Raw genomic sequence first — 22,143 nt, 5'->3', positions numbered from 1 at the left:
AACTCATGAGAGACCGCGGCGCAGTAAGCGCCGCCAACTCACATCTAACCCTGCTCCAACCGACGCATCACCTCGTCGAGCTGCTCCAGGCTGCGATAGGTGATCTGCACCGTGCCGCCGGGATCGCGGTGGCTGATCGACACGGAAAGGCCGAGCGCATCGCCGACGCGCTTCTCCAGCGCGATGGTGTCGGCGTCCTTCTTCTCCGCCGTCGCGCTGCCTCCAGCGCTGCGCGGCTTCTGCGGCTTGCGCTCCGGCACGCCCTCTTCATGCGCGAGCGCCTCGGTCTGCCGGACGTTCAATCCTTCCGCGATGATCTTCTTCGCCGCCGACATCGGATCCGGCAGGTTGATCAGCGCGCGCGCATGACCGGCCGAGATCTGCCCGGTCGCGATGAAGCCCTGCACCTCGGCCGGCAGCTTGGTCAGCCGCATCATGTTGGCGACGTGGCTGCGGCTCTTGCCGACGATCTTGGCGATGTCTTCCTGGTTGCGTTTGAACTCGTTGGCGAGCGCGTGATAGCCCTGCGCCTCCTCCATCGGGTTGAGATCCTCACGCTGCACGTTCTCGATGATCGCGAGCTCCAGCGCGTCGCTGTCGCTGACATCGACCGGAACGATCGGCACCTCGTGCAGGCCGGCGGCCTGCGAGGCGCGCCAGCGCCGCTCGCCGGCGATGATCTCGTAGCGGTCGTGCTGGCCCTTCACCGGACGCACCACGATCGGCTGGATCACGCCGTGCTGCTTGATCGAGGCCGAGAGCTCGGCGAGCTCGCCGTCGGAAAACGTCTTGCGCGGGTTGCGCGGATTGGGCTTGAGAAACTCGATCGGCACCTTGCGCTGATTGCGCGGCCGCTCCGGCGGCGCGCCGGCCTCGCGGCCGACGTCACCGATCAGACTTGCAAGACCCCGGCCCAATCGCGATCGCGACTCGTCGGCCATCGCCTTCTCCTTTGGATTCACGTCACGCTCCGCTTGCGTCTGCTGCCGATCAGTCCCGCCGGCACAATGAACGAGGGAGCGGATCCTGACCGGATCCGCTGCCGTCCTCAAATGAGATCCGGGCGACGAGGTGCCCGGAGCAGAGGCAAGGTCAGTTCGTGCGCAGGTCACGCTCGCGCTGAATGACCTCGGTGGCGAGCTTCAGATAGGCCTCGCTGCCGACGCACTTCAAATCGTAGACCAGCACCGGCTTGCCGTAGGACGGTGCTTCCGAGATGCGCACGTTGCGCGGGATCATCGTGTTGTAGACCTTCGATCCCATGAACTGACGGACGTCGGCCACCACCTGGTTCGACAGGTTGTTGCGCGAGTCGAACATCGTCAGCACGATGCCGTGGATCGACAGGTTCGGGTTCAGGGTCGAGCGCACCTGCTCCACGGTCTGCAGCAATTGCGACAGACCTTCGAGCGCGAAGAACTCGCACTGCAGCGGCACCAGGATCGCATCCGACGCGGCCATCGCATTGACGGTCAGCAGGTTCAGCGACGGCGGGCAATCGACCAGCACGTAGGTGTAGTCGTTCTCCGGCGAGACGTTGTTGTTGAGACCGGCGATCGCGTCGCGCAGACGGAAGGCGCGGTTGGCGCTGGAGCCGAGCTCGAGCTCCAGACCCGACAGGTCCATCGTCGAGGAGGCGATGTGCAGCCGTGGCACGGCTGTCGCAACGACGGCGTCGCGCAGCGAGGCCTCGCCGATCAGCACGTCATAGGTCGAGCAGTTGCGGCTGCCACGGTCGATGCCGAGCCCGGTCGAGGCATTGCCCTGCGGATCGAGGTCGACGATCAGCACGCGCTCGCCGATCGCGGCCAGCGCCGTGCCGAGATTGATCGCGGTCGTGGTCTTGCCAACCCCGCCCTTCTGGTTGGCGAGCGCCAGGATGCGCGGATGCCCCTCCGGGTGAGGAGCCCTATCTTCTTGATAAATCTGATCAATTACGGCCATGCGCGATCGCCATTGGTTGTCGTCTTGACGGAATTCAGCTCTGTCGCTCGATGCAATCGATTGCGACGATCCAGCCCTGCCCGCCCGTCCGGCTGGAATGAAGTTTCGGCTCAATTTTCCAATACTTAGTAGATTCGGTCAATTCCGCTTCTACATCTTGACCCTTGAGAAACAGCGCTTTCGCGCCTTTTTTCACCAGGGGCTCCGCAAAGCCGATGAGTTGGTGTAGCGGAGCCAGCGCGCGTGCGGTCACGCAATCGACTCGCCCACTCCACTTCTCCACGATATCCCCGATCTCTGACAAATGCACGATCCCCGGAGCGCCGGTGACGCGAATTGCTTCGCGCAAGAACGCCGCCTTCTTGGCGATGCGCTCGACCAGATGGACCTGGGCGCCGGGCCGCTCGGCCAGCGCGCAGGCGAGGACGACGCCCGGAAACCCGCCGCCGCTGCCGAGATCGACCCAGATCCGGGCGTCGGGCGCGAGATCGAGAAGCTGCAGCGAATCCGAAATGTGCCGGGTCCAGAGATGCGGCAAGGTCGAGGGCGCGACGAGATTCGTCTTGGCCTGCCACTCCAGCAGCAGGGGGACATAGCGATCGAGGCGCTGCTCCGTTTCACGTGAAACGGGCGTCAAGGCGAGCGCAGCCGCCTTGTCGGATTCGATCACCTTGGACGCCACTGCCTGTTTCACGTGAAACGCCCTTCAGCCCGCGGCCTTGCTGCGACGCGCTTCGCGGCGAAGATAGGCCGCGAGAATTCCGAGCGCCGCCGGCGTCATGCCGTCGATCCGGCCCGCCTGCCCGATAGTCCACGGCCTGGCAGCCGCCAGCTTCGCCCGCGCCTCATTGGAAAGACCCGGAACGAGCGCATAGTCGATGTCGCCGAGCACCAATCCCTCGTCGCGCCGGAAGGCATCGACGTCGTCGCTTTGGCGGCGGACATAGACATCATATTTGGCATCGATCTCGAGATGCGCGGCAATGGCGGCATCGATCGCGCCGAGCTCCGGCCAGATCACCCTCACCTCGGAGAAGCCGATCTCCGGATAGGCCATCAGCTCGAAGGCCGAGCGGCGCTGGCCATCCTTGTTGAGCGTGAGGCCATGCTTAGCCGCCTCGTTGGGCGTGATCGTCAGCGACCTCGCCAGCGAACGGGCAGCCTCCAACGCATCCATCTTGCTTCGATGGAAACACGCACGCTCATTGCCGACACAGCCGAGTGCGATGCCCTTGTCGGTCAGCCGCTGGTCCGCATTGTCCGCCCGCAACGTCAGCCGATACTCGGCGCGCGAGGTGAACATCCGATACGGCTCGGTGATCCCTCGCGTGACCAGGTCATCGATCATCACCCCGAGATAACCGTCGGCGCGATCAAACACGACCGGCGCGCCGCCGCCTGCGGCCAGCGCCGCATTGAGGCCGGCGACCAGACCTTGAGCCGCGGCCTCCTCATACCCGGTCGTGCCGTTGATCTGACCGGCCAGGAATAGACCCTTCATCCGCCTGGTCTGCAGGGTCGGCTCGAGCTCACGCGGATCGACGTGGTCATACTCGATCGCATAGCCGGGCCGGATCATCCGGACCCGCTCGAGACCCGGGATGGTCGGCAGCAGCGCGAGCTGAACCTCTTCTGGCAGCGAGGTCGAGATGCCGTTCGGGTAGACCGTCGTGTCGTCGAGTCCTTCCGGCTCCAGGAAGATCTGGTGGCCGTCGCGATCACCGAAGCGAACGATCTTGTCCTCGACCGAGGGACAATAGCGCGGCCCGGTCGACTTGATCTGCCCGGAGTACATCGGCGAGCGATGGACATTGGCGCGGATCACCTCATGGGTCGCGGTCGTCGTCCGGGTGATGCCGCATTGGATCTGTGGGGTGGTGATCTTACCGGTCAGGACGGAGAACGGCTCCGGCGGATCGTCGCCGGGCTGCATCTCGACTGCTGTCCAGTCGATCGTCGATCCATCCAGACGCGGTGGGGTCCCGGTCTTGAGCCGGCCGAGACGAAATCCGATGGCTTCGAGGGACTGGGAGAGTCCCAGCGCCGGGGCTTCGCCGACCCGGCCCGCCGGCCAGGTCCGCTCACCGAGGTGAATCAGACCACGGAGGAACGTCCCGGTCGTGATGACCACAGCAGCACAGACAAAGGTCCGGCCGTCGGCCAACCGCACGCCCGTGACCCGGCCGTCCGTGACGATCAGTTCGTCCGCCTCGCCTTCGGTCACAGAAAGGTTCGCGGTCTCCCGGATCGCCGACTGCATTGCTGCGGCATAAAGCTTGCGATCGGCCTGGGCGCGCGGACCTCGAACGGCGGGTCCCTTCCGGCGGTTCAGAACCCGAAACTGGATGCCGCCCGCATCGGCGACGCGGCCCATCAAGCCGTCGAGAGCATCGACTTCGCGAACCAGATGTCCTTTCCCCAATCCTCCGATGGCCGGATTGCAGGACATGGCCCCGATCGTCGCGAACTGATGGGTGATCAGTGCGGTCCGGGCGCCCATGCGTGCCGCACCCGCTGCAGCTTCACAGCCGGCGTGGCCGCCACCGATGACGATGACGTCGTAGGATGTCAGATGCTGGATCATGGGGGCTTATCTAACGCTTGCAGACAACGCTCGGAAGACGTTTCACGTGAAACATTCCGCCGATGACCAAGGCGAGGACGTTTCACGTGAAACAGCACCCCTGTGAGATCGGAACTTGTTTCACGTGAAACGTCGCAAAGAGTTCCGCCTCTGTTTCACGTGAAACAGTTGATGGTCCGTTAACCAAGCAACGCTTCATTAAGTATATCTGTCGTGCCGAGGCCGTTGCCGTCGCTACTTGCCGATACAGAACTCGCGAAAGATCACGTCCAGCACATCCTCGATGTCAACCCGCCCCAAGAGGCGCCCGAGCGCGAGGGCGGCGATCCGCAGCTCCTCCGCGGCGAGCTCCTCCCCGAGATCTACGTCCGCAATGCTCTGGCGAAGTGCGGCCGCGGTCTCCTCGAGCAGGGTTCGTTGCCGCTCCCGCGTGATCAGGCCACTCTCGATCGATCCAAAGAAGTCACCAGCGAAGCCGATCAGGGCCTCCAGCAGTTCGGACAAGCCTGCTCCGGTTCTCGCCGAGATCGCAAAAACTCGATCCGCGCTTTGCACCGACGCCGCAGCTCTCTCCTGGGGGGTCGGCAGGTCGATCTTGTTGCGGACCAGCCAGACAGGCACCCCGGTTCGACGCTCTGCCTCCGCCTGATCATCCTCGGACAGCCACAGCACGAGATCGGCCTGCGCCGCCCGATCGCGGGCCCGCCGCACGCCCTCCTGCTCCACGGGATCGTCCGTCTCCCGGATCCCCGCAGTATCGATCACCGTGACGGGATAGCCCTGGAGATCGAGCTGAACCTCGATGACGTCGCGCGTGGTGCCGGCATGGGGCGAGACGATCGCCACCTCACGCCGGGCCAGTTGGTTCATCAATGTCGACTTGCCGGCGTTCGGAGGTCCGGCGATCACGACCGTCAGACCGTCGCGCAGCCGCTCCGACCGGCCCTGCGCCGTCAACACGGTCTCGATCTCCGCCAGGAGCTGTTCGATCCGGCACAGCGCCGGCGCCATCAGCTCAGCCGGAACGTCGCCTTCATCGGCAAAGTCGATCCCGGCTTCGATCAGCGCCGCAGCTTCGATGATCTGCTCACGCCAGCTCCGCGCCTTATCGCCCAGCAGGCCCTTCAACTGCCGCAACGCCTGGCGCCGCTGGCGATCGGTGTCGGCGTGAATGAGATCGTCGAGCCCCTCGGCTTCGGTCAGATCGATCTTGCCATTCTCGAACGCGCGCCGCGTGAACTCGCCCGGCTCCGCAGGGCGCATCTGCGGCATCGTCGAGAGGAGCGAGAACACCGCCGCGATGACGGCCCGGCTGCCATGGACGTGCAGCTCGGCGACATCCTCGCCGGTGGCGCTTGCGGGTCCGGGAAACCACAGCACGACGGCATCGTCGATCGCTTCGCCACCGCCATCGCGCAACAAGGCGCGTGTTGCAGTCCTCGGCACCGGCAATCTTCCCGCCAGCAGCCGAAGGGCAGATCCCGCATGTGAGCCAGAGAGTCTGACAATCGCAATCGCGCTCGGCAGCCGTCCCGAGGACAATGCAAAGATGGTCTGATCGTGAGGATGCATCATCCTCAGTTGGGCTTGCCGGCAGCGAAACACAATCGGTTTGCAGCGGCATGCTTTACGTCGGATGCCGCCGACGAGCGGTGGCGCCCGCGCCTGATACAGTCCCGCAAACAAAAAGGGCGCTCCGAAGAGCGCCCCCGTCCAGATCGAGACCGTGGTCCAATCAGGTATTCATGGATTCGAAGAACTCGGCATTGCTCTTGGTGCTGCGGAGCTTGTCGAGCAGGAAGTCGATCGCGTCCATGGTGCCCATCGGATTGAGGATGCGGCGGAGGACGTACATCTTCTTGAGGTTCTGCGGCTCGGTGATGAGCTCTTCCTTGCGGGTGCCGGACCGGGCGATGTCTATCGCCGGGAAGGTTCGCTTGTCCGCGACCTTGCGGTCGAGGATGAGTTCGGAGTTACCGGTGCCCTTGAACTCTTCGAAGATGACCTCGTCCATGCGGCTGCCGGTGTCGACCAGCGCAGTAGCGATGATCGTCAGCGAGCCACCTTCCTCGATGTTGCGCGCGGCGCCGAAGAAGCGTTTCGGCCGCTGCAGCGCGTTGGCATCGACACCGCCGGTCAGCACCTTGCCGGATGACGGCACGACAGTGTTGTAGGCGCGGCCGAGGCGGGTGATCGAGTCCAGGAGGATGACGACGTCGCGGCCGTGTTCGACCAGGCGCTTGGCCTTCTCGATCACCATCTCCGCGACCTGGACGTGACGGGCCGCCGGCTCGTCGAAGGTCGAGGACACGACCTCGCCCTTCACCGAGCGCTGCATGTCCGTGACTTCCTCGGGGCGCTCGTCGATCAGCAGTACGATCAAGTAGCACTCGGGATGATTGGCCGTGATCGAGTGCGCGATGTTCTGCATCAGCACGGTCTTGCCGGTGCGCGGCGGCGCAACGATCAGTGCGCGCTGGCCCTTGCCGATTGGAGCGACGATGTCGATGACACGCGGCGACAGATCCTTGCGGGTCGGATCCTCCAGCTCGAGCCGGAAGCGCTCGTCCGGAAACAGCGGCGTGAGGTTGTCGAAATTGACCTTGTGCTTGGACTTTTCGGGATCCTCGAAGTTCAGCGTGTTGACCTTGAGCAGCGCGAAATAGCGCTCGCCTTCTTTCGGGCTGCGGATGTGGCCCTCGATCGTGTCACCGGTGCGCAGGCCGAAGCGGCGGATCTGCGACGGCGAGACATAGATGTCGTCCGGACCGGGCAGGTAGTTGGCATCGGGCGAGCGGAGGAAGCCGAAACCGTCAGAAAGAACCTCGACGACACCCTCGCCGATGATGTCGATTTCCTGGATGGCGAGCTGCTTGAGGATGGCGAACATCAGCTCCTGCTTGCGCATCGTGCTGGCGTTCTCGACCCCGTTTTCCTCCGCGAAGGAGACGAGCTCGGCCGGCGTCTTTGACTTGAGGTCCTGTAGTTTGATTTCCCGCATTGGGGTGGTCCTGTGGAAGCGACTTGGGAGGGATGCGAGGTGGCTGTGGGAAGGCGGACGAAAATGAGGTCCGCAGGTCTGAGCAAGGTTGGCGCCGATGAGGCACCAGACCTGATGCGGCGGCCGGTCAAGCCGGAACGCAACCACATCCGCCTGCGTGGGGTGGGATATCCATAATATAGAAAATCGCGCCGTCGTCTGCAAGGCATCTGCAGCGGAGCGGTATTCCCTGGGAAACGGTCAGAACGGCTTGACGATCACGAGAATCACGATGCCGATCATCAGCACCGTCGGTACCTCATTGACATAGCGGTAGAATTTCTGGCTCCGGGTGTTCTTGTCGGCGCCGAATTCCCTGACCCAGCGGGTGAACAGTCCGTGGACTCCCGACATGATCAGCACCAGGAGAAATTTTGCATGAAACCAACCGCTGGTATACCAGTGGCCGGCCCAGACCAGATAGAGTCCGGCAAGCCAAGTCACGGTGATCGCCGGATTGATGATCGCCTTCAGCAGGCGCCGCTCCATAACCTTGAACGTCTCGGACTGCTTCGAGCCGATCTCGGCCTCGCAATGATAGACGAACAGCCGCGGCAGATACAGCATGCCGGCCATCCACGCGATGACAGCGATGACGTGAAGGGCCTTGATCCACTCATACATCGGAAACGCGCGGTCCTCTCAGGCAGCGATAAGCTTGCGTGCTGAGACATATCCGCTCGCTCAGTCCCCTCCAAACCAAATAATTTTAGAATCTTAAGGTTTGAGTCTAGGTAGCGGTGGATTGGACTCATGAAATGTCATCCGCAGTTTGCCCGCAGCTTGTTCACATTCCTCAACATGCGAGCCGCGCCCGCCGGATCGCTCCAGAGTTCAATGCGATTCAAACGCTTGCCGAAATCCGTCGACAGCTTATCCAGAGACAAACGAACGTCGTCCCGATATCATCGGCCTGCGGCTTGGCGTTGTCCCGGACGGCGACCATGTGCAGAAGAATCGGGGTTATCCAAAGGGGCGCGGTCGGCGGCTGCTTTTTGGTCCCATCCTTCACAGGGATTCACAGATCGTTAAGGATTTGATGCCCAGCACCGGCAACTATTTTCACCTGCATCTGGTTTCCGACTCGACGGGCGAAACCCTGATCACGGTCGCGCGAGCAGTCGCCGCGCAATACACCAACGTGACCCCGGTCGAGCACGTGTACCCGCTGGTGCGGAGCCAGAAGCAGCTCGACCGCGTGCTCGACGAGATCGAGGAAGCGCCGGGCATCGTGCTGTTCACCCTGCTCGAGAAGGACCTGGTCAGCCGGCTCGAAGGCAAGTGCCAGCAGATCAACATTCCGAGCCTGTCGATCATCGGTCCGGTGATGCAGCTGTTCGAGGCCTATCTCGGCGCGTCGACCGCCGGCCGCGTCGGTGCGCAGCACGTGCTCAATGCCGAATATTTCGCCCGCATCGATGCGCTGAACTACACGATGCTCCACGATGACGGGCAAATGGTCGACGGCCTCGAAGACGCCGAGGTGGTGCTGGTGGGCGTCAGCCGGACCTCGAAGACTCCGACCTCGATCTATCTCGCCAACCGCGGCGTGCGCACAGCCAACGTGCCGCTGGTCCCGGGCATTCCAATCCCGCACCAGCTCGAGACATTGAAGAAACCGCTGGTCGTCAGCCTGCATGCGACCCCGGAGCGGCTGATCCAGGTGCGGCAGAATCGCCTGCTCAGCATGGGTGCGGAATCCGGCAATGAGAACTATGTCGACAAGCAGTCGGTGACGGACGAGGTCGCCTATGCACGCAAGCTCAGTGCGAAGTTCAACTGGGTCATGCTCGACGTGACGCGGCGCTCGATCGAGGAGACGGCCGCCGCGATCCTGAAACTCTATACCGACCGGCAGCGGCAGCGGCTTCCGGACTAGTGAGCGGATCAATGTCCATCTGGTGCAGTGACGAGCCTCTCATTCTGGCATCGCAGAGCCGCGCGCGGCGGATGCTGCTCGCGAACGCAGGACTCGCGTGTGAGGCGCTTCCGGCCGATATCGACGAACGCGCGGTCCAGGCCGAAGCCGGCCTGGTCGCGCCCTACGAGATTGCGCTACACCTCGCCAATGCGAAGGCCGCTGCGGTCTCGGCAAGCAGGCCCAATTCCTATGTGGTCGGCGCGGATCAGACGCTCGCATTGGGTGAGCGCATGTTCAACAAGCCGGCCGGCCGCCAGCATGCCATGCAGCAATTGTTGGCGCTGGGCGGGCGCACCCATGCGCTGCACTCGGCCATCGCGGTGGTCCGCAACGGCGAGGTGCTGTTCTCGCACGTCGCCGTCGCCTGGATGACGATGCGCGCCCTCTCTGAGGCCGAGATCGCCGCCTATCTCGATGCCGCCGGCGACGCCGTCACATCCAGCGTCGGCGCCTATCAATTGGAGGGGCTCGGGGTGCACCTGTTCGACCGGATCGACGGCGATCACTTCACCATCCTCGGCCTGCCGCTGTTGCCGCTGCTCGCCTATTTTCGCGAAGCGAAGCTGCTCAGGATCTGATGCCGACCGCAGCCACGCGTAAGGGGAGTGACCGCGGATGAGAGTGCTGGGTCTGACCGGCTCGATGGGCATGGGCAAGTCGACGACCGCGAAGCTGTTCGCCGAAGCCGGCGTCCCGGTCTACGACGCCGACGCGACCGTTCATAAGGTCTATGAAGCCGAAGCCGCGCCGGCGATCGAAGCCGAATTTCCCGGGACCACGGTGGACGGCAAGGTGGATCGGGCCAGGCTCTCGGCCAAGGTCGTCGGCGATCCCGCCGCAATCCGCCGGCTCGAAGCGATCGTGCACCCGATGCTGCGCTCCTATCATCAGAAGTTTCTCGATGACGCCGAGCAGTCCGGCGTGCCCGTTGCCGTTGTTGATGTCCCCTTGCTGTTCGAGACCGGCGGCGACAAGCGCGTCGATGCCGTGGTGGTGGTGTCGACCTCGCCCGAGATCCAGCGTCAGCGCATCCTGGCGCGCGGCACGATGACGGACGAAGCGCTCGATGCGCTGCTCGCACGGCAGATGCCGGATGCCGAGAAGCGCAAGCGCGCCGATTTCGTCGTGGATACCTCGCACGGGCTCGATCCGGTGCGGGCACGCATCCGCGACATCCTGGCGGAGGTCGTTAGAATGCCGCAGCGCCGGGGCTGATTCGCAAATCCGGCCGCGCGGAATTTCGACGGATCAAGTCAGACGGATCAAATCAGATGCGTGAGATCGTTCTCGACACCGAAACCACCGGCCTCGACGCCCTGCGCGGCGACCGCCTCGTCGAGATCGGCTGTGTCGAAATCATCAACCGCATGCCCACCGGCCAAGTCTACCATCGCTACATCAATCCCGAACGCGACATGCCGGCGGAAGCGTTCGCGGTTCACGGCCTGTCGAGCGAGTTCCTGGCCGACAAGCCGCTGTTTCACGAGGTCGTCGAGGAGTTCCTGGAGTTCATCGGCGATGCCCCGCTGGTGATCCACAACGCCTCGTTCGATATCGGCTTCATCAATGCCGAGCTCGACCGGGTCAAGCGCGCGGCCATTCCCAGGGATCGTCTGGTCGATACGCTGCTGCTCGCGCGTCGCAAGCATCCTGGCGTGTCGAACCGTCTCGACGACCTCTGCTCGCGCTATGCGATCGACAACTCACGACGTACCAAGCACGGCGCGTTGCTCGACGCCGAGCTGCTGGCGGAGGTCTATGTCGATCTGGTCGGGGCGCGGCAGTCGCAGCTGATCCTGACCCAGGACAGCCAGGAGATCCGCATCGGGTCCGCCGGCGAGACGCCGCGCCGTCAGCGAGAGCAGCCGCTGTCGCCGCGGGTCACGGAGGCGGAGCGAGAGGCGCATCGCGCCTTCATCGCTACCCTCGGCGACAAGCCGATCTGGATGGAGTTTCTCGCCGGCAAGTGATCCGCCCGATCGGCGGCGGATCACGCCCTGCAAACATCAAATTTTTAAAGAGCGAAACGATCAGCTCGACAGCACCTGGCCGCCCTGGGCCGCGGCCTGGCGCTCCATGTTCTGGCGGTACAGGCCGACGAAATCGACCGGGTCCAGCATCAGGGGCGGGAAGCCGCCGTCGCGCACCGAGTTGGCGACGATCTCGCGGGCGAACGGGAACAGCAGGCGCGGGCATTCGATCAGCAGCATCGGCGACAGGTTCTCGCGCGGGATGTTGACCAGCCGGAACACGCCGCCATAGACCAGCTCGAAGCTGAACATCACCTGGCTGCCGCTCTCGGCCTTGCCCTCGATCGTCAGCGTCACCTCGTATTCGGTGTCATTCAGCGCATTGGCACCGACATTGATCTGGATGTTGATCTGCGGCGGCTGACCCTGCGGCGCCAGGGACTGCGGAGCGTTCGGATTCTCGAACGAGAGATCCTTGATGTATTGCGCCAGCACGTTCAGTTGAGGAGGAGGAGCCGCGTCGGGAGTGGCGCCGTTACCGTTGGTCATCGCAGTGTTCTCCAGGCAAAAAGGGCGGGTCGTTGCGGCGCGTGGCTACCATAGGGCCGGCTTGTTCCACAAGGACGAGCCACCGACGCCGTCAAGGGCCGAGGCAACCGCTCGATCCGGCCGGCATGCCTCTATTTGTCGCATCGACCGCCGGGTGGAACCAGCGACGGGCGTTCCCTGTTCCAATCCGGGCCGATCGGATTTCCCCTAGAGGGGGAAAAGGGTTAGGATCGGCGCGCCACAATGTGCCATTGGCCGGGCCCAATTCGATGACTACATCCGGGACGACCAGGGATTCACGGGTCTTTACCTGGATCCTGTAGAACAGGTGCCCGGTGGCCGGGCTCCGCGTTCGGCTCGACAAGTCAGAAAGCGAACACGACGTGGACATTTATACCATCATCTTCCTGGCGCTGGCGGTCTTCATCTTCATCCGCCTGCGCGCCGTGCTCGGGCAGCGCACCGGGAGCGAGCGGACGCCGTTCGATCATGCCGCCCGAAACGCGGTCCAGGGCGCGCAGGACAACCACGTCATGCCGGTTCCCAACAAGCCCATCGACCCCTCGGCTGCGGTTCCCGGCGGCGAGATGCCGGCGCCGGGCGATCGTTGGCGTGGCTTGGCCGAGCCGGGCACGCCGCTCGCCCGTGGCCTCGATGCGATCGTCGCCGACGACTCCTCGTTCGATCCGCGCCATTTCCTGACCGGCGCGCGCAGCGCCTACGAGATGATCGTGCTGGCGTTTGCCAATGGCGATCGCCGCGCGTTGCGCGACCTGTTGTCGTCCGAGGTCTATGAGAGTTTCGACGCCGTCATCAAGGAGCGTGAGAAGCAGGAGCAGAAGACCGAAACCCGCTTCGTCTCCATCGATACCGCCGAACTGGTCGGCGCCGAGCTGCGCGACCGCACCGCGCAGGTCACCGTGCGCTTCGTCTCGCAGATGATCTCGGTGACACGTGACAAGGGCGGCAACATCGTCGACGGCAATCCGGACAAGGTCGCCGACATCACCGACATCTGGACTTTCGCCCGCGACACCGGCTCGCGCGATCCGAACTGGAAGCTGGTCGGAACCGGCAGCCATTGATGGAATAGGCTGCCGCCGCTGGCGTTACATTGGGAGATCGCCTGCTCCCGTTGTCGACCGGCTGCGTGAGGCGCGTGAAGAGGCGCATCCTCGATTTTTGACACGGATCTTTTCAGCATCCCGTTTTCTCTGAATTTCGCGTTGAGTGGTACTTTGATGGTGCAAGCATGGTTCGCGAAATTTGGAAGCGGGGTTTCACCGCTCGCCGCCTGACCTACTGGACGCCGGCGCTCGCCCTGAGCGTCGCTGCCGTGGCGCTCGCCCCCTATGCAGCCGAGGCGGTTCGCGCGCGCCATCGGGCGGCGACGCCGCCGATGCGCCACCTGCCCTACCCGCAGCTCGACTGGCCGCTCGAGATCAGCAACAGCCAGTACCTGCCGATGGATTGGACCGACGTGCCCGGCTGGAACGACGACGATCAGCTCGCGGCCTATCGGACGTTCCGCGCCAGCTGCAAGCCGATCGCCGCGAAGACGGATGCAGCGCCGGATGGCAGGGTGGATGGTAAGGCGCTGGGTGATTCCCTGCGCCACCCCTGTCGCGATGCTCGGGCCACCGATCTCGCCGACAATGCTGCGGCAAGGGCTTTTTTCGAACGGCACTTCGAGCCGCTGAGGATCTCCAAGCTCGGCGATGCCGACGGTTTCGTCACCGGCTACTACGAACCCGTCATCGAGGGCTCGCGGACCCAGAATGAGGTCTACAACGTTCCAGTCTATCGCCGGCCCTCCAATTTGTTTGTCCGTGGTTTCAAGCAGGATGCGACGAGTCTGCCCAACAAGGGCCCCGTCTATCGCAAGATCGGACGGCGCAAGCTGGTCCCCTACTACGACCGCGCCGAGATCGAGGACGGTGCGATCGAGGGGCGCGGCCTGGAGATCGCGTGGCTCAGGAACCAGACCGACCTGCTGTTTGCCCAGATCCAGGGATCGGCGCGCATCAGTCTCGACGACGGCTCGACCATTCGCATCAACTACGATGCCTATAATGGCCTTCCCTACACACCGGTCGGCCGCATCCTGATCGAGCGCGGCATCATTCCACGCGAGCAGATGTCGATGCAGCGCATCCGCGACTGGATGGAGCAGAATCCGGAAGGTGCCAACGAGCTGCGGCGGATGAACCGCTCCTACATCTTCTTCCGCGAGGTGCAGCTGTCGGAGAAGGACGAGGCGGTCGGCGCGCAGGGCATTCCGCTGACCCCGGGCCGCTCGATCGCGGTCGACAAGTCGCTGCACGTCTATGGCACGCCGTTCTTCATCACCGGCGAGCTGCCGATCGAATCCGAGAAGTCGAAGACGGCGTTCCACCGGCTGATGATCGCGCAGGATACGGGCTCGGCGATCGTCGGACCTGCGCGGGCCGATCTCTATTTCGGCGCCGGCCAGGACGCCGGCAAGGTTTCCGGCCGTCTCAAGCACAGCATCCAGTTCGTGATGCTGGTGCCGAAGAGCCTCGATCCGGTTGCGCGTGGCCGCAAGATGCCGCTGCCGGATGCACGGCCGTCGGAGAAGATCGCAAAACTGTTTCCGCAGGTGCTGCCGAAGGAGGCAGCCAAGGATCAGGTCAAGGATCAAGGGAAGGATCAGGGGCAGGCCAACCAGGCCAACAAAGCCGCCGCCTCTCCGGTCAACGACGCGAAAGCCCCTGCTCCCGCCGCGAGCGCAAGCCCGGCGACCACGGTGGCGCAGAACGTCGTGGCACCACAGCCCGTGCCCCTGCCCGAGGCCCGCCCCCGTATCGAAAGTGATCGCAATATCCGCCGATTGCGTTATGGCAGGCGCCACCGCAACCGCCGATGACAAGCCGTCTCCATGTCTGAAGATCCCGAGCCGCCCCGCGGCCGTCGCAAGCGTGGCCTCTCCGAGGACGAGCGTACGCTGTGGGAGACGGTGGCGCGCCAGGTCAAGCCGCTGCGCAAGACACCGCGTCCGGTGCGGCCGCATCCTCCGATGGTGACGGCCGAGCCGCAGCCGGACAAGCCGATGATGACGCCGCGGCCGGTCGCGCCGGTGGTCGTGCCGAAGCCGGCCCGGCCGGCCATCCCGCCTCTGGTCTCGCTCGGCCGCAAGGAGCGCTCGAAACTGTCGCGCGGCCGCAGCGAGATCGATGCGCGGCTCGATCTACACGGCATGACCCAGAGCCGGGCGCACCAGGCGCTGCATCATTTCCTGCATCGCGCCCAGCATGACGGGCTCACCTTCGTGCTCGTCATCACCGGCAAGGGTACGATCGGTGCGGATCCCGAACGCGGCGTGCTCCGGCGCCAGGTGCCGCATTGGCTGAGCCTGCCGGAATTCCGCTCGCTGATTGTCGGCTTCGAGGAGGCTCATGTGGGACATGGCGGTGCCGGCGCGCTCTATGTCCGGATCAGGCGCGCCCGGGGCTGAGCCTCAGAACGGCCGGATGATGCCGACGCGCGGGATGGCGGTGACGATCCAGCCCAGGATCGTGGTCGTGCGGTCGCCGGCGTCGATGAGGGCCACAGGCTTTGTGGTGGGCAGCGTCTTCACCGCGTGCAGCATCAGCACCATGCAGACCACCCAGCTCGAGATCCAGCGCGAATAGTCGAACACCATCGCGAACATCACGAGGTAAGCGAGAGTGATGACAACCAGCGCGGCGATGACGATCTGGCGATGGCGCTGCTCTTCCAGCGCGCCAATCAGGTCCCTGAAAGTGCGCCAGAGCGGCGCGTGAAGCCAGAGCAGCAGCGCATACACGGGAACGCCGAGCAGGTTCGACGGCAGTCTTGCCCAGGTGTCCTGCACCTCCTTCGTCAGTGGCTGGTACCACACGTAAGCGAACTGCAAGAGCTCGGTGCGTGTCGGATCGGCCATGCGGGTCCGCAGATATGCTGTGAAGTCCGCTTCCGGCAGCGGCATCGTGCCGAGGAACTGCGCCGTTAGGAACAGCGCGCCGAGTCCGATCAGTGCGGCTCCGCCGACGGCCATGTCGAGGCGCGTCGTCCTGCGCGGCAAGTAGTAGCGCAGCACGACGATGGCGGCGATGGTGGGCACGTACATCAGCAGATGGATGTGATGGATCAGCACCAGCACCGCCGAGGTCAGCGCAGCGAGCAGGACGTAGCCGAGCGAGCCCGCCGGCACCACCATCAGGATGATGGCACCAAGACAGCCATAGACGTCGAAGTGCCCGAGCGTGAACAGGAAGTTCTTGAACACGAACGGCGAGCCAGCGGTGAAGACGAACAGCGGGAGCTGTGCGCTGTTCAATCCGAATGTTCGGCGGAATAGCTGGACGAACAATCCGAACGTGATCAGCCAGACGAGGCCTGCCAACGCGAACACCAGCCACACCGGCACCTTCGTCGTGAACAACCCGACGATGGCCCCGATCAGCGCGCGCTTGATGAAGCCGTGGTGATAGTCGACAAGCAGGTGGATGTAGGGAATGTAGGGCGGCAGCGTGAGCTTGTGCAGGAACACGCCGAGCATGACCGCGGCGTTGACGGCGAGCATCGTGCGCCAGTGCCGGCTGTAGGCGGCCGTCATGCGATGTCCGAGCGGTGAGAGATGGAGGCAAGCTCGCCGCCACACCCACCGCTGTCGTCCCGGCCTTGAGCCGGGACCCGTAACCACCGCTGTACGTGATGAGGCAGGGCTGGAGCCGCCATCTTGAGTGACAATCAGCTTCGGTGGTTATGGGTCCCCGCCTTCGCGGGGACGACAGCGGAGGGTGACGCTACGCCTGTGCGAAAGAGCGCAGAGGCTGAAGGGCGACGCCTCTTACAAAATGAACCGGCTGAGATCCGTGTTCTTGGCGAGGTCGCCGATATGCTGCTGCACATAGGCGGCGTCGACACGCATCGTCTCGCCGCCGCGGTCGGAGGCGTTGAAGGAGATCTCGTCCAGCACGCGTTCCATCACCGTCTGCAGCCGGCGCGCGCCGATGTTCTCGACCGTGGAATTCACCGCAACCGCGATGTCGGCGAGCGCGTCGATCGCATCGTCGGTGATGTCGAGCGTCACGCCCTCGGTCTGCATCAGCGCGACATATTGCTTGATCAGCGATGCCTCCGGCTCGGTCAGGATGCGCCGCATGTCGTCGCGCGTCAGCGCCTGCAGCTCGACCCGGATCGGCAATCGTCCCTGCAGCTCCGGCAAGAGGTCCGAGGGCTTGGCGATGTGGAACGCGCCCGAGGCAATGAACAGGACGTGATCGGTCTTGACCGCGCCATGCTTGGTCGAGACCGTCGTGCCCTCGATCAGCGGCAGCAGGTCGCGCTGCACGCCCTCGCGCGAGACGTCGCCGCCGGCGCGGTTCTCGCGCACGCAGATCTTGTCGATCTCGTCGAGGAACACGATGCCGTTGTTCTCGACCACGCCGATCGCCTCCTGCACCAGCTGGTCGCTGTCGAGCAGCTTGTCGGATTCCTCCGCGATCAGGATGTCGTGCGAGGCCTCGACCGTCACGCACCGCGTCTTGGTTCGGCCGCCGAGCTTGCCGAAGATGTCGCCGATCGAGATCGCACCCATCTGCGCGCCCGGCATGCCTGGGATTTCGAACATCGGCATGCCGCCGCCCGAGGACTGCGTCTCGATTTCGATTTCCTTGTCGTTCAGCTCGCCGGCGCGCAGCTTGCGGCGGAACGAGTCGCGCGTCGCAGCACTCGCATTGGCGCCGACCAGCGCATCCAGCACGCGCTCCTCGGCGGCGAGCTGGGCGCGGGCGGCGACATCCTTGCGCTTGCGCTCGCGCACCTGGACGATCGCGACCTCGACGAGGTCGCGAATGATCTGCTCGACGTCGCGGCCGACATAGCCGACCTCGGTGAACTTGGTCGCCTCGACCTTGAGGAACGGCGCGCCCGCGAGCTTGGCCAGCCGCCGCGCGATCTCGGTCTTGCCGACGCCGGTCGGGCCGATCATCAGGATGTTCTTCGGCAGCACCTCCTCGCGCAGGCCGGCATCGAGCTGCAGCCGGCGCCAGCGGTTGCGCAGGGCGATGGAGACGGCGCGCTTGGCGTCGGCCTGGCCGACGATGTAGCGGTCGAGTTCGGAGACGATTTCGCGGGGGGAAAAGTCGGTCATGGGCTCTAGCTAGGGTCGGACGGGGATGAGGGCAAGCCGGATTTCCGCCGTCACAGGAGCGGCGGCCCGGCCTGCCACTGCCGGATCGCCTCGGTTGGATGGATCAGCATCAGGATGTTGAGGGTCAGGTTGTCACGGATGTGCAGGCCGACCCCGATCTCGAACGCGATTGCGATCACGACGGTCAGCCAGACCGGCAGCACCCGCGCCAGCAGGAAGCCGGTCATCATCGCCAAGGTGTCGCCGACGGAGTTCACGATGCTGTCGCCGAAATAGTCCAGCGAGATCGTGGCGGCGCGATAGCGCTCGATGATGAAGCTGGAGTTCTCGACCAGCTCCCAGGCGCCCTCGATCAGCATCGCGATGATCAGCCGCCCCTGCCACGGCAGAAACGGCAGAACCAGCGCGGTCAGCGCATAGAACAGGAAGCCGTGAATGACATGGGAGAACGTGTACCAGTCGGTGAGATGCTGGGAGTTCTCCGAGCTCTGCACCACGCCGTGCCACAGCTTCACGGTGCCGCAGGCGCAGATCGGCAGCCGGCCCAGCGCGAACAACAGTGCGGCCTGCAGCACCAGCAGACCGAGCGCCAGGATGAGCCAGGGTCCGGACCAAGGCCGGGACGGGGCGCCGATCTCGTCCGCGGTCATCGTCTACTCGGCCGACAGCGCTTCGATGGTGATGTTGCGGTTGGTGTAGACGCAGATGTCGGCGGCGATGTCGAGTGAGCGGCGCACGATGCTCTCGGCGTCCTTGTCGGTGTCGATCAGCGCCCGCGCGGCCGCCAGCGCATAGTTGCCGCCGGAGCCGATCGCCATCACGCCGGCCTCCGGTTCCAGGACGTCGCCCGTCCCGGTCAGCACCAGCGAGACCTCCTTGTCGGCCACGATCATCATCGCCTCCAGCCGCCGCAGGTAGCGGTCGGTGCGCCAGTCCTTGGCGAGCTCGACCGCGGCCCGGGTCAGCTGCCCCGGATATTGCTCCAGCTTGCTCTCCAGCCGCTCGAACAGGGTGAACGCGTCGGCCGTGGCGCCGGCGAAGCCGCCGATGACGTCGCCCTTGCCGAGCTTGCGCACCTTGCGGGCGTTGGACTTGATCACGGTCTGGCCGATCGAGACCTGGCCGTCGCCGCCGATCACCACCCTGCCCCCCTTGCGGACGGTCAGGATCGTGGTGCCGTGCCAGACGGAGGGCTCGTTCGAGGATGCGTGCATGGGGGATCCCTGGTTGATGCCCTGATTTAGGCGCTCAGGCGTCGGGATACAATTACCGGGTCCCTGCCCTGCCCTGGCGGGCCTTGAAATCCGCTCACCATGGCCCGAGATCAGGGCCGAGGGGCGTCATCCCGCAGTAGCTAAGGTGTCATCCGCCTGATAAAAGGGCCGCGTTTTCAAGGGAAAGCTGACCCCATGCGTAGCGCGACCATCAAGCGCAAGACCAAAGAGACCGAGATCGAGGTGTCCGTGAACCTCGACGGCACCGGCGTCGTGAACATCGCGACCGGGATCGGCTTCTTCGATCACATGCTGGATCTGCTGGCCCGGCATTCCCGCATCGACATGACCGTCAAGGCGGCCGGCGACCTGCATATCGATTTCCACCACACCACCGAGGATGTCGGCATCGCCCTCGGCCAGGCCGTGCGTCAGGCGCTCGGCGACATGGCCGGCATCACCCGCTACGCCTCGATCCACATGCCGATGGACGAGACGCTGACGCGCGTCGTGATCGACGTGTCGGGCCGGCCGATGCTGGTGTTCCGCACGACCTTCGCGCGCGACAAGATCGGCGAGTTCGACACCGAGCTGGTGCGTGAGTGGTTCAACGCGTTCGCCATGAACGCCGGCATCACCTTGCATGTCGAAACGCTGTACGGCGAGAATGCCCATCATATCGCCGAATCCTGCTTCAAGGGTCTGGCCCGGGCGCTGCGAACTGCGCTCGCGATCGACCCGCGCAACAAGGGCGAAGTGCCATCCACCAAGGGTCAGCTCGGCGGCTGACCTCCCTCCTCCCAAGGGAATTTCGACATGCCCGTTTATACGGTTCACGCTCCCCTCGCCGCCGGAGCCGATCTGCGCTCGACCGATCGCTTCGTCTTCATCCGCGATGGCTTCCATTTCTGGGCCGCCGTGCTCGGCGCCGTCTGGCTGGCCTGGCATCGCCTCTGGCTTGCGATGCTGGTCTGGGCCCTGCTGATGATCGCGCTCGACGTCGTCCTGGTGCGCGTCGGCGTCAGCGGTGCCGCGATTGCCGGGATCGATCTGTTGCTTGCGATCCTGCTCGGGCTCGAAGCCTCGAGCCTGAAGCGCTGGAGCTATTCGCGCGGCAATTGGCGCCAGCTCGACGTCGTCGTGGCCGACGATCTCGATGCCGCCGAGCGCCGCTTCTTCGAGCGCTGGGCCGCCCGGCGCAGCGATCTCGGCTACAGCAACTACACCGTCGATCGCGGCGCACCGCCGCCCTCGCGTGACAATGGCAATGGGCAGCACCCGCCGCCGCTGCCGCATGCCAGCATCATTGGCTTGTTCCCAGAACCCGGAGGTGGACGATGAGTGTCGCGATCATCGATTACGGCTCCGGCAATCTGCATTCCGCCGCCAAGGCGTTCGAGCGCGCCGCGCGCGGCATGGCGGATCCGCAGAAGGTCGTGGTGACCCGCGATCCGGATACGGTGTATCGCGCCGACCGCATCGTGCTGCCCGGCGTCGGCGCCTTCGCCGACTGCCGCCGCGGTCTCGACTCCGTCGACGGCATGCTGGAGGCGATGACCGAAGCCGTGCGCCACAAGGCGCGGCCGTTCTTCGGCATCTGCGTCGGCATGCAGCTGATGGCGACGCGCGGCAAGGAGCACGTCACCACCGACGGCTTCGACTGGGTCTCCGGCGACGTCGAGAAGATCACGCCTCGCGACGAGAGCCTGAAGATCCCGCACATGGGATGGAACACGCTCGATGTGCTGCAAGAGCATCCGGTGCTGGAGCGGCTGCCGCTCGGGCCGAAGGGCCTGCACGCCTACTTCGTGCACTCCTATCACTTGAATGCCGTCAACGAGAACGACGTGCTGGCGCGCGCGGACTACGGCGGTCCGGTCACCGCGATCGTCGGCAAGGACACCGCGATCGGCACGCAATTCCATCCCGAGAAGAGCCAGCGTTTCGGTCTCGCCCTCATTTCCAACTTCCTGAAGTGGAAGCCGTGAGCGCAGCGCGCCTGTCCGTCCAGGAGGCGGGCAGGGCGCTTGCCTGAAAGACAGCTCCGATGATCCTTTTTCCTGCCATCGATCTGAAGAACGGCCAATGCGTGCGCCTGGAGCAGGGTGACATGGAGCGCGCCACCGTGTTCAATCTCGATCCCGCTGCGCAAGCCAAGAGCTTCGCCGACCAGGGCTTCGACTATCTCCACGTCGTCGATCTCGACGGCGCCTTCGCCGGCAAGCCGATGAATGCGCATGCGGTCGAGGCGATGTTGAAAGTCGTCAAGATGCCGGTGCAGCTCGGCGGCGGCATCCGCGATCTCAAGACGGTGGAGGCCTGGCTCAGCAAAGGCATCACCCGTGTCATCATCGGCACCGCGGCGGTGCGCGATCCCGAGCTGGTGAAGACCGCAGCCAAGGCCTTCCCTGGCCGCGTCGCCGTCGGACTCGATGCCCGCGACGGCAAGGTCGCGGTCGAAGGCTGGGCCGAGACCTCCGAGGTCACGGCGCTCGACATCGCCAGGCGTTTCGAGGACGCCGGCGTCGCCGCGATCATCTTCACCGACATCGCGCGCGACGGCCTGCTCAAGGGCCTCAATCTCGAGGCGACGATCGCGCTCGGTGACGCCATCTCGATCCCCGTGATTGCCTCCGGCGGCCTGGCCTCGATCGAGGACGTCAAGGCGATGCTGACACCACGGGCGAAAAAGCTCGAAGGCGCCATCGCTGGCCGCGCGCTCTATGACGGCCGCCTCGATCCCGCGGAAGCACTGGCGCTGATCCGCGCGGCGCGTGCGTAG

General features: G+C 64.6%; 23 protein-coding genes. 11 read left to right on the top strand and 12 right to left on the bottom strand.

Annotation, left to right across the window (positions count from 1 at the left end; translation table 11 throughout):
• Positions 1-44: 44 nt before the first annotated feature.
• From ACQR1D_RS01410 to hemJ, 7 genes are all read right to left on the bottom strand, one after another.
• Positions 45-941 (bottom strand): ParB/RepB/Spo0J family partition protein, encoded by an 897-nt coding sequence (locus ACQR1D_RS01410; RefSeq protein WP_315800886.1) that lies wholly within the window; start codon positions 939-941, stop codon positions 45-47.
• Positions 942-1,092: 151 nt separating this feature from the next.
• The gene (locus ACQR1D_RS01405; protein ID WP_315800885.1) at positions 1,093-1,944 is read right to left on the bottom strand and encodes a ParA family protein; all 852 of its coding nucleotides are present in this window, start codon (positions 1,942-1,944) and stop codon (positions 1,093-1,095) included.
• Between the two features lie 34 nt (positions 1,945-1,978).
• Positions 1,979-2,638, bottom strand: a complete 660-nt coding sequence (rsmG, locus tag ACQR1D_RS01400; protein ID WP_434838742.1) for a 16S rRNA (guanine(527)-N(7))-methyltransferase RsmG — start codon at positions 2,636-2,638, stop codon at positions 1,979-1,981.
• Between the two features lie 12 nt (positions 2,639-2,650).
• The gene (mnmG, locus tag ACQR1D_RS01395; protein WP_434838743.1) at positions 2,651-4,528 is read right to left on the bottom strand and encodes a tRNA uridine-5-carboxymethylaminomethyl(34) synthesis enzyme MnmG; all 1,878 of its coding nucleotides are present in this window, start codon (positions 4,526-4,528) and stop codon (positions 2,651-2,653) included.
• A 234-nt stretch (positions 4,529-4,762) separates the two neighbouring features.
• Complete coding sequence (gene mnmE / locus ACQR1D_RS01390) at positions 4,763-6,100, bottom strand: tRNA uridine-5-carboxymethylaminomethyl(34) synthesis GTPase MnmE (RefSeq protein ID WP_434838892.1); 1,338 nt, start codon at positions 6,098-6,100, stop codon at positions 4,763-4,765.
• A gap of 163 nt (positions 6,101-6,263) precedes the next feature.
• Positions 6,264-7,529, bottom strand: a complete 1,266-nt coding sequence (gene rho, locus ACQR1D_RS01385; RefSeq protein ID WP_315740414.1) for a transcription termination factor Rho — start codon at positions 7,527-7,529, stop codon at positions 6,264-6,266.
• A 240-nt stretch (positions 7,530-7,769) separates the two neighbouring features.
• A complete protein-coding gene (hemJ, locus tag ACQR1D_RS01380; RefSeq protein WP_315800882.1) occupies positions 7,770-8,192 on the bottom strand; it encodes a protoporphyrinogen oxidase HemJ in 423 nt (140 codons plus the stop codon).
• Between the two features lie 415 nt (positions 8,193-8,607).
• On the opposite strand from hemJ, the gene ACQR1D_RS01375 reads away from it, so the two are divergent.
• The 4 genes from ACQR1D_RS01375 to dnaQ are packed head-to-tail and all read left to right on the top strand — an operon-like array spanning position 8,608 to position 11,459.
• Positions 8,608-9,447: a pyruvate, water dikinase regulatory protein gene (locus ACQR1D_RS01375; protein WP_315800881.1), complete on the top strand. Its 840-nt coding sequence runs from the start codon at positions 8,608-8,610 to the stop codon at positions 9,445-9,447.
• An 11-nt stretch (positions 9,448-9,458) separates the two neighbouring features.
• Positions 9,459-10,067: a Maf family protein gene (locus tag ACQR1D_RS01370; protein WP_315800880.1), complete on the top strand. Its 609-nt coding sequence runs from the start codon at positions 9,459-9,461 to the stop codon at positions 10,065-10,067.
• Between the two features lie 37 nt (positions 10,068-10,104).
• Positions 10,105-10,704 (top strand): dephospho-CoA kinase, encoded by a 600-nt coding sequence (gene coaE, locus ACQR1D_RS01365; protein WP_316183032.1) that lies wholly within the window; start codon positions 10,105-10,107, stop codon positions 10,702-10,704.
• A gap of 56 nt (positions 10,705-10,760) precedes the next feature.
• Positions 10,761-11,459, top strand: a complete 699-nt coding sequence (gene dnaQ / locus ACQR1D_RS01360; RefSeq protein WP_434838744.1) for a DNA polymerase III subunit epsilon — start codon at positions 10,761-10,763, stop codon at positions 11,457-11,459.
• 60 nt (positions 11,460-11,519) lie between these two features.
• On the opposite strand, the gene secB is transcribed toward dnaQ, so the two are convergent.
• On the bottom strand, positions 11,520-12,008 hold the full coding sequence (secB, locus tag ACQR1D_RS01355) for a protein-export chaperone SecB (protein WP_315800877.1): 489 nt from the start codon (positions 12,006-12,008) through the stop codon (positions 11,520-11,522).
• Positions 12,009-12,391: 383 nt separating this feature from the next.
• On the opposite strand from secB, the gene ACQR1D_RS01350 reads away from it, so the two are divergent.
• The 3 genes from ACQR1D_RS01350 (at position 12,392) to ACQR1D_RS01340 (ending at position 15,483) form a co-directional block, all read left to right on the top strand.
• Entirely contained in the window at positions 12,392-13,093 is a 702-nt protein-coding gene (locus ACQR1D_RS01350) for a Tim44/TimA family putative adaptor protein (RefSeq protein ID WP_315800876.1), read from the top strand.
• Positions 13,094-13,260: 167 nt separating this feature from the next.
• Positions 13,261-14,895 (top strand): murein transglycosylase A, encoded by a 1,635-nt coding sequence (gene mltA, locus ACQR1D_RS01345; RefSeq protein WP_434838745.1) that lies wholly within the window; start codon positions 13,261-13,263, stop codon positions 14,893-14,895.
• Between the two features lie 12 nt (positions 14,896-14,907).
• Positions 14,908-15,483, top strand: a complete 576-nt coding sequence (locus tag ACQR1D_RS01340; protein WP_316183034.1) for a Smr/MutS family protein — start codon at positions 14,908-14,910, stop codon at positions 15,481-15,483.
• 3 nt (positions 15,484-15,486) lie between these two features.
• Here the strand turns inward: ACQR1D_RS01340 and ACQR1D_RS01335 are convergent, their stop codons facing one another.
• The 4 genes from ACQR1D_RS01335 to hslV form a co-directional block, all read right to left on the bottom strand.
• Complete coding sequence (locus ACQR1D_RS01335; protein ID WP_434838746.1) at positions 15,487-16,608, bottom strand: hypothetical protein; 1,122 nt, start codon at positions 16,606-16,608, stop codon at positions 15,487-15,489.
• Positions 16,609-16,842: 234 nt separating this feature from the next.
• Entirely contained in the window at positions 16,843-18,147 is a 1,305-nt protein-coding gene (hslU, locus tag ACQR1D_RS01330) for an ATP-dependent protease ATPase subunit HslU (RefSeq protein ID WP_434893675.1), read from the bottom strand.
• A 50-nt stretch (positions 18,148-18,197) separates the two neighbouring features.
• Positions 18,198-18,797 (bottom strand): DUF2585 domain-containing protein, encoded by a 600-nt coding sequence (locus ACQR1D_RS01325; protein WP_434838747.1) that lies wholly within the window; start codon positions 18,795-18,797, stop codon positions 18,198-18,200.
• Between the two features lie 3 nt (positions 18,798-18,800).
• The gene (gene hslV / locus ACQR1D_RS01320; RefSeq protein WP_434838748.1) at positions 18,801-19,361 is read right to left on the bottom strand and encodes an ATP-dependent protease subunit HslV; all 561 of its coding nucleotides are present in this window, start codon (positions 19,359-19,361) and stop codon (positions 18,801-18,803) included.
• A 195-nt stretch (positions 19,362-19,556) separates the two neighbouring features.
• Here hslV and hisB point away from each other — a divergent pair, with 195 nt between their 5' ends.
• From hisB to hisA, 4 genes are read left to right on the top strand one after another with little or no spacing between them, the layout of a single operon-like run.
• Complete coding sequence (hisB, locus tag ACQR1D_RS01315; protein WP_434838749.1) at positions 19,557-20,150, top strand: imidazoleglycerol-phosphate dehydratase HisB; 594 nt, start codon at positions 19,557-19,559, stop codon at positions 20,148-20,150.
• Positions 20,151-20,177: 27 nt separating this feature from the next.
• The gene (locus ACQR1D_RS01310; protein ID WP_315800869.1) at positions 20,178-20,702 is read left to right on the top strand and encodes a DUF2628 domain-containing protein; all 525 of its coding nucleotides are present in this window, start codon (positions 20,178-20,180) and stop codon (positions 20,700-20,702) included.
• A complete protein-coding gene (gene hisH, locus ACQR1D_RS01305; protein ID WP_316215433.1) occupies positions 20,699-21,349 on the top strand; it encodes an imidazole glycerol phosphate synthase subunit HisH in 651 nt (216 codons plus the stop codon). Before ACQR1D_RS01310 ends, hisH begins: the two co-directional genes overlap by 4 nt.
• Positions 21,350-21,408: 59 nt before the next feature.
• Positions 21,409-22,143, top strand: coding sequence for a 1-(5-phosphoribosyl)-5-[(5-phosphoribosylamino)methylideneamino]imidazole-4-carboxamide isomerase (gene hisA / locus ACQR1D_RS01300; RefSeq protein ID WP_434838750.1), 735 nt, complete (start codon positions 21,409-21,411; stop codon positions 22,141-22,143).

Source organism: Bradyrhizobium sp. HKCCYLRH2047 (assembly GCF_051168175.1).
In the GTDB taxonomy this organism is placed as follows: domain Bacteria; phylum Pseudomonadota; class Alphaproteobacteria; order Rhizobiales; family Xanthobacteraceae; genus Bradyrhizobium.
Note: the sequence above shows the minus strand (reverse complement) of the source record. Positions and strands in the feature narration are given on the sequence as shown.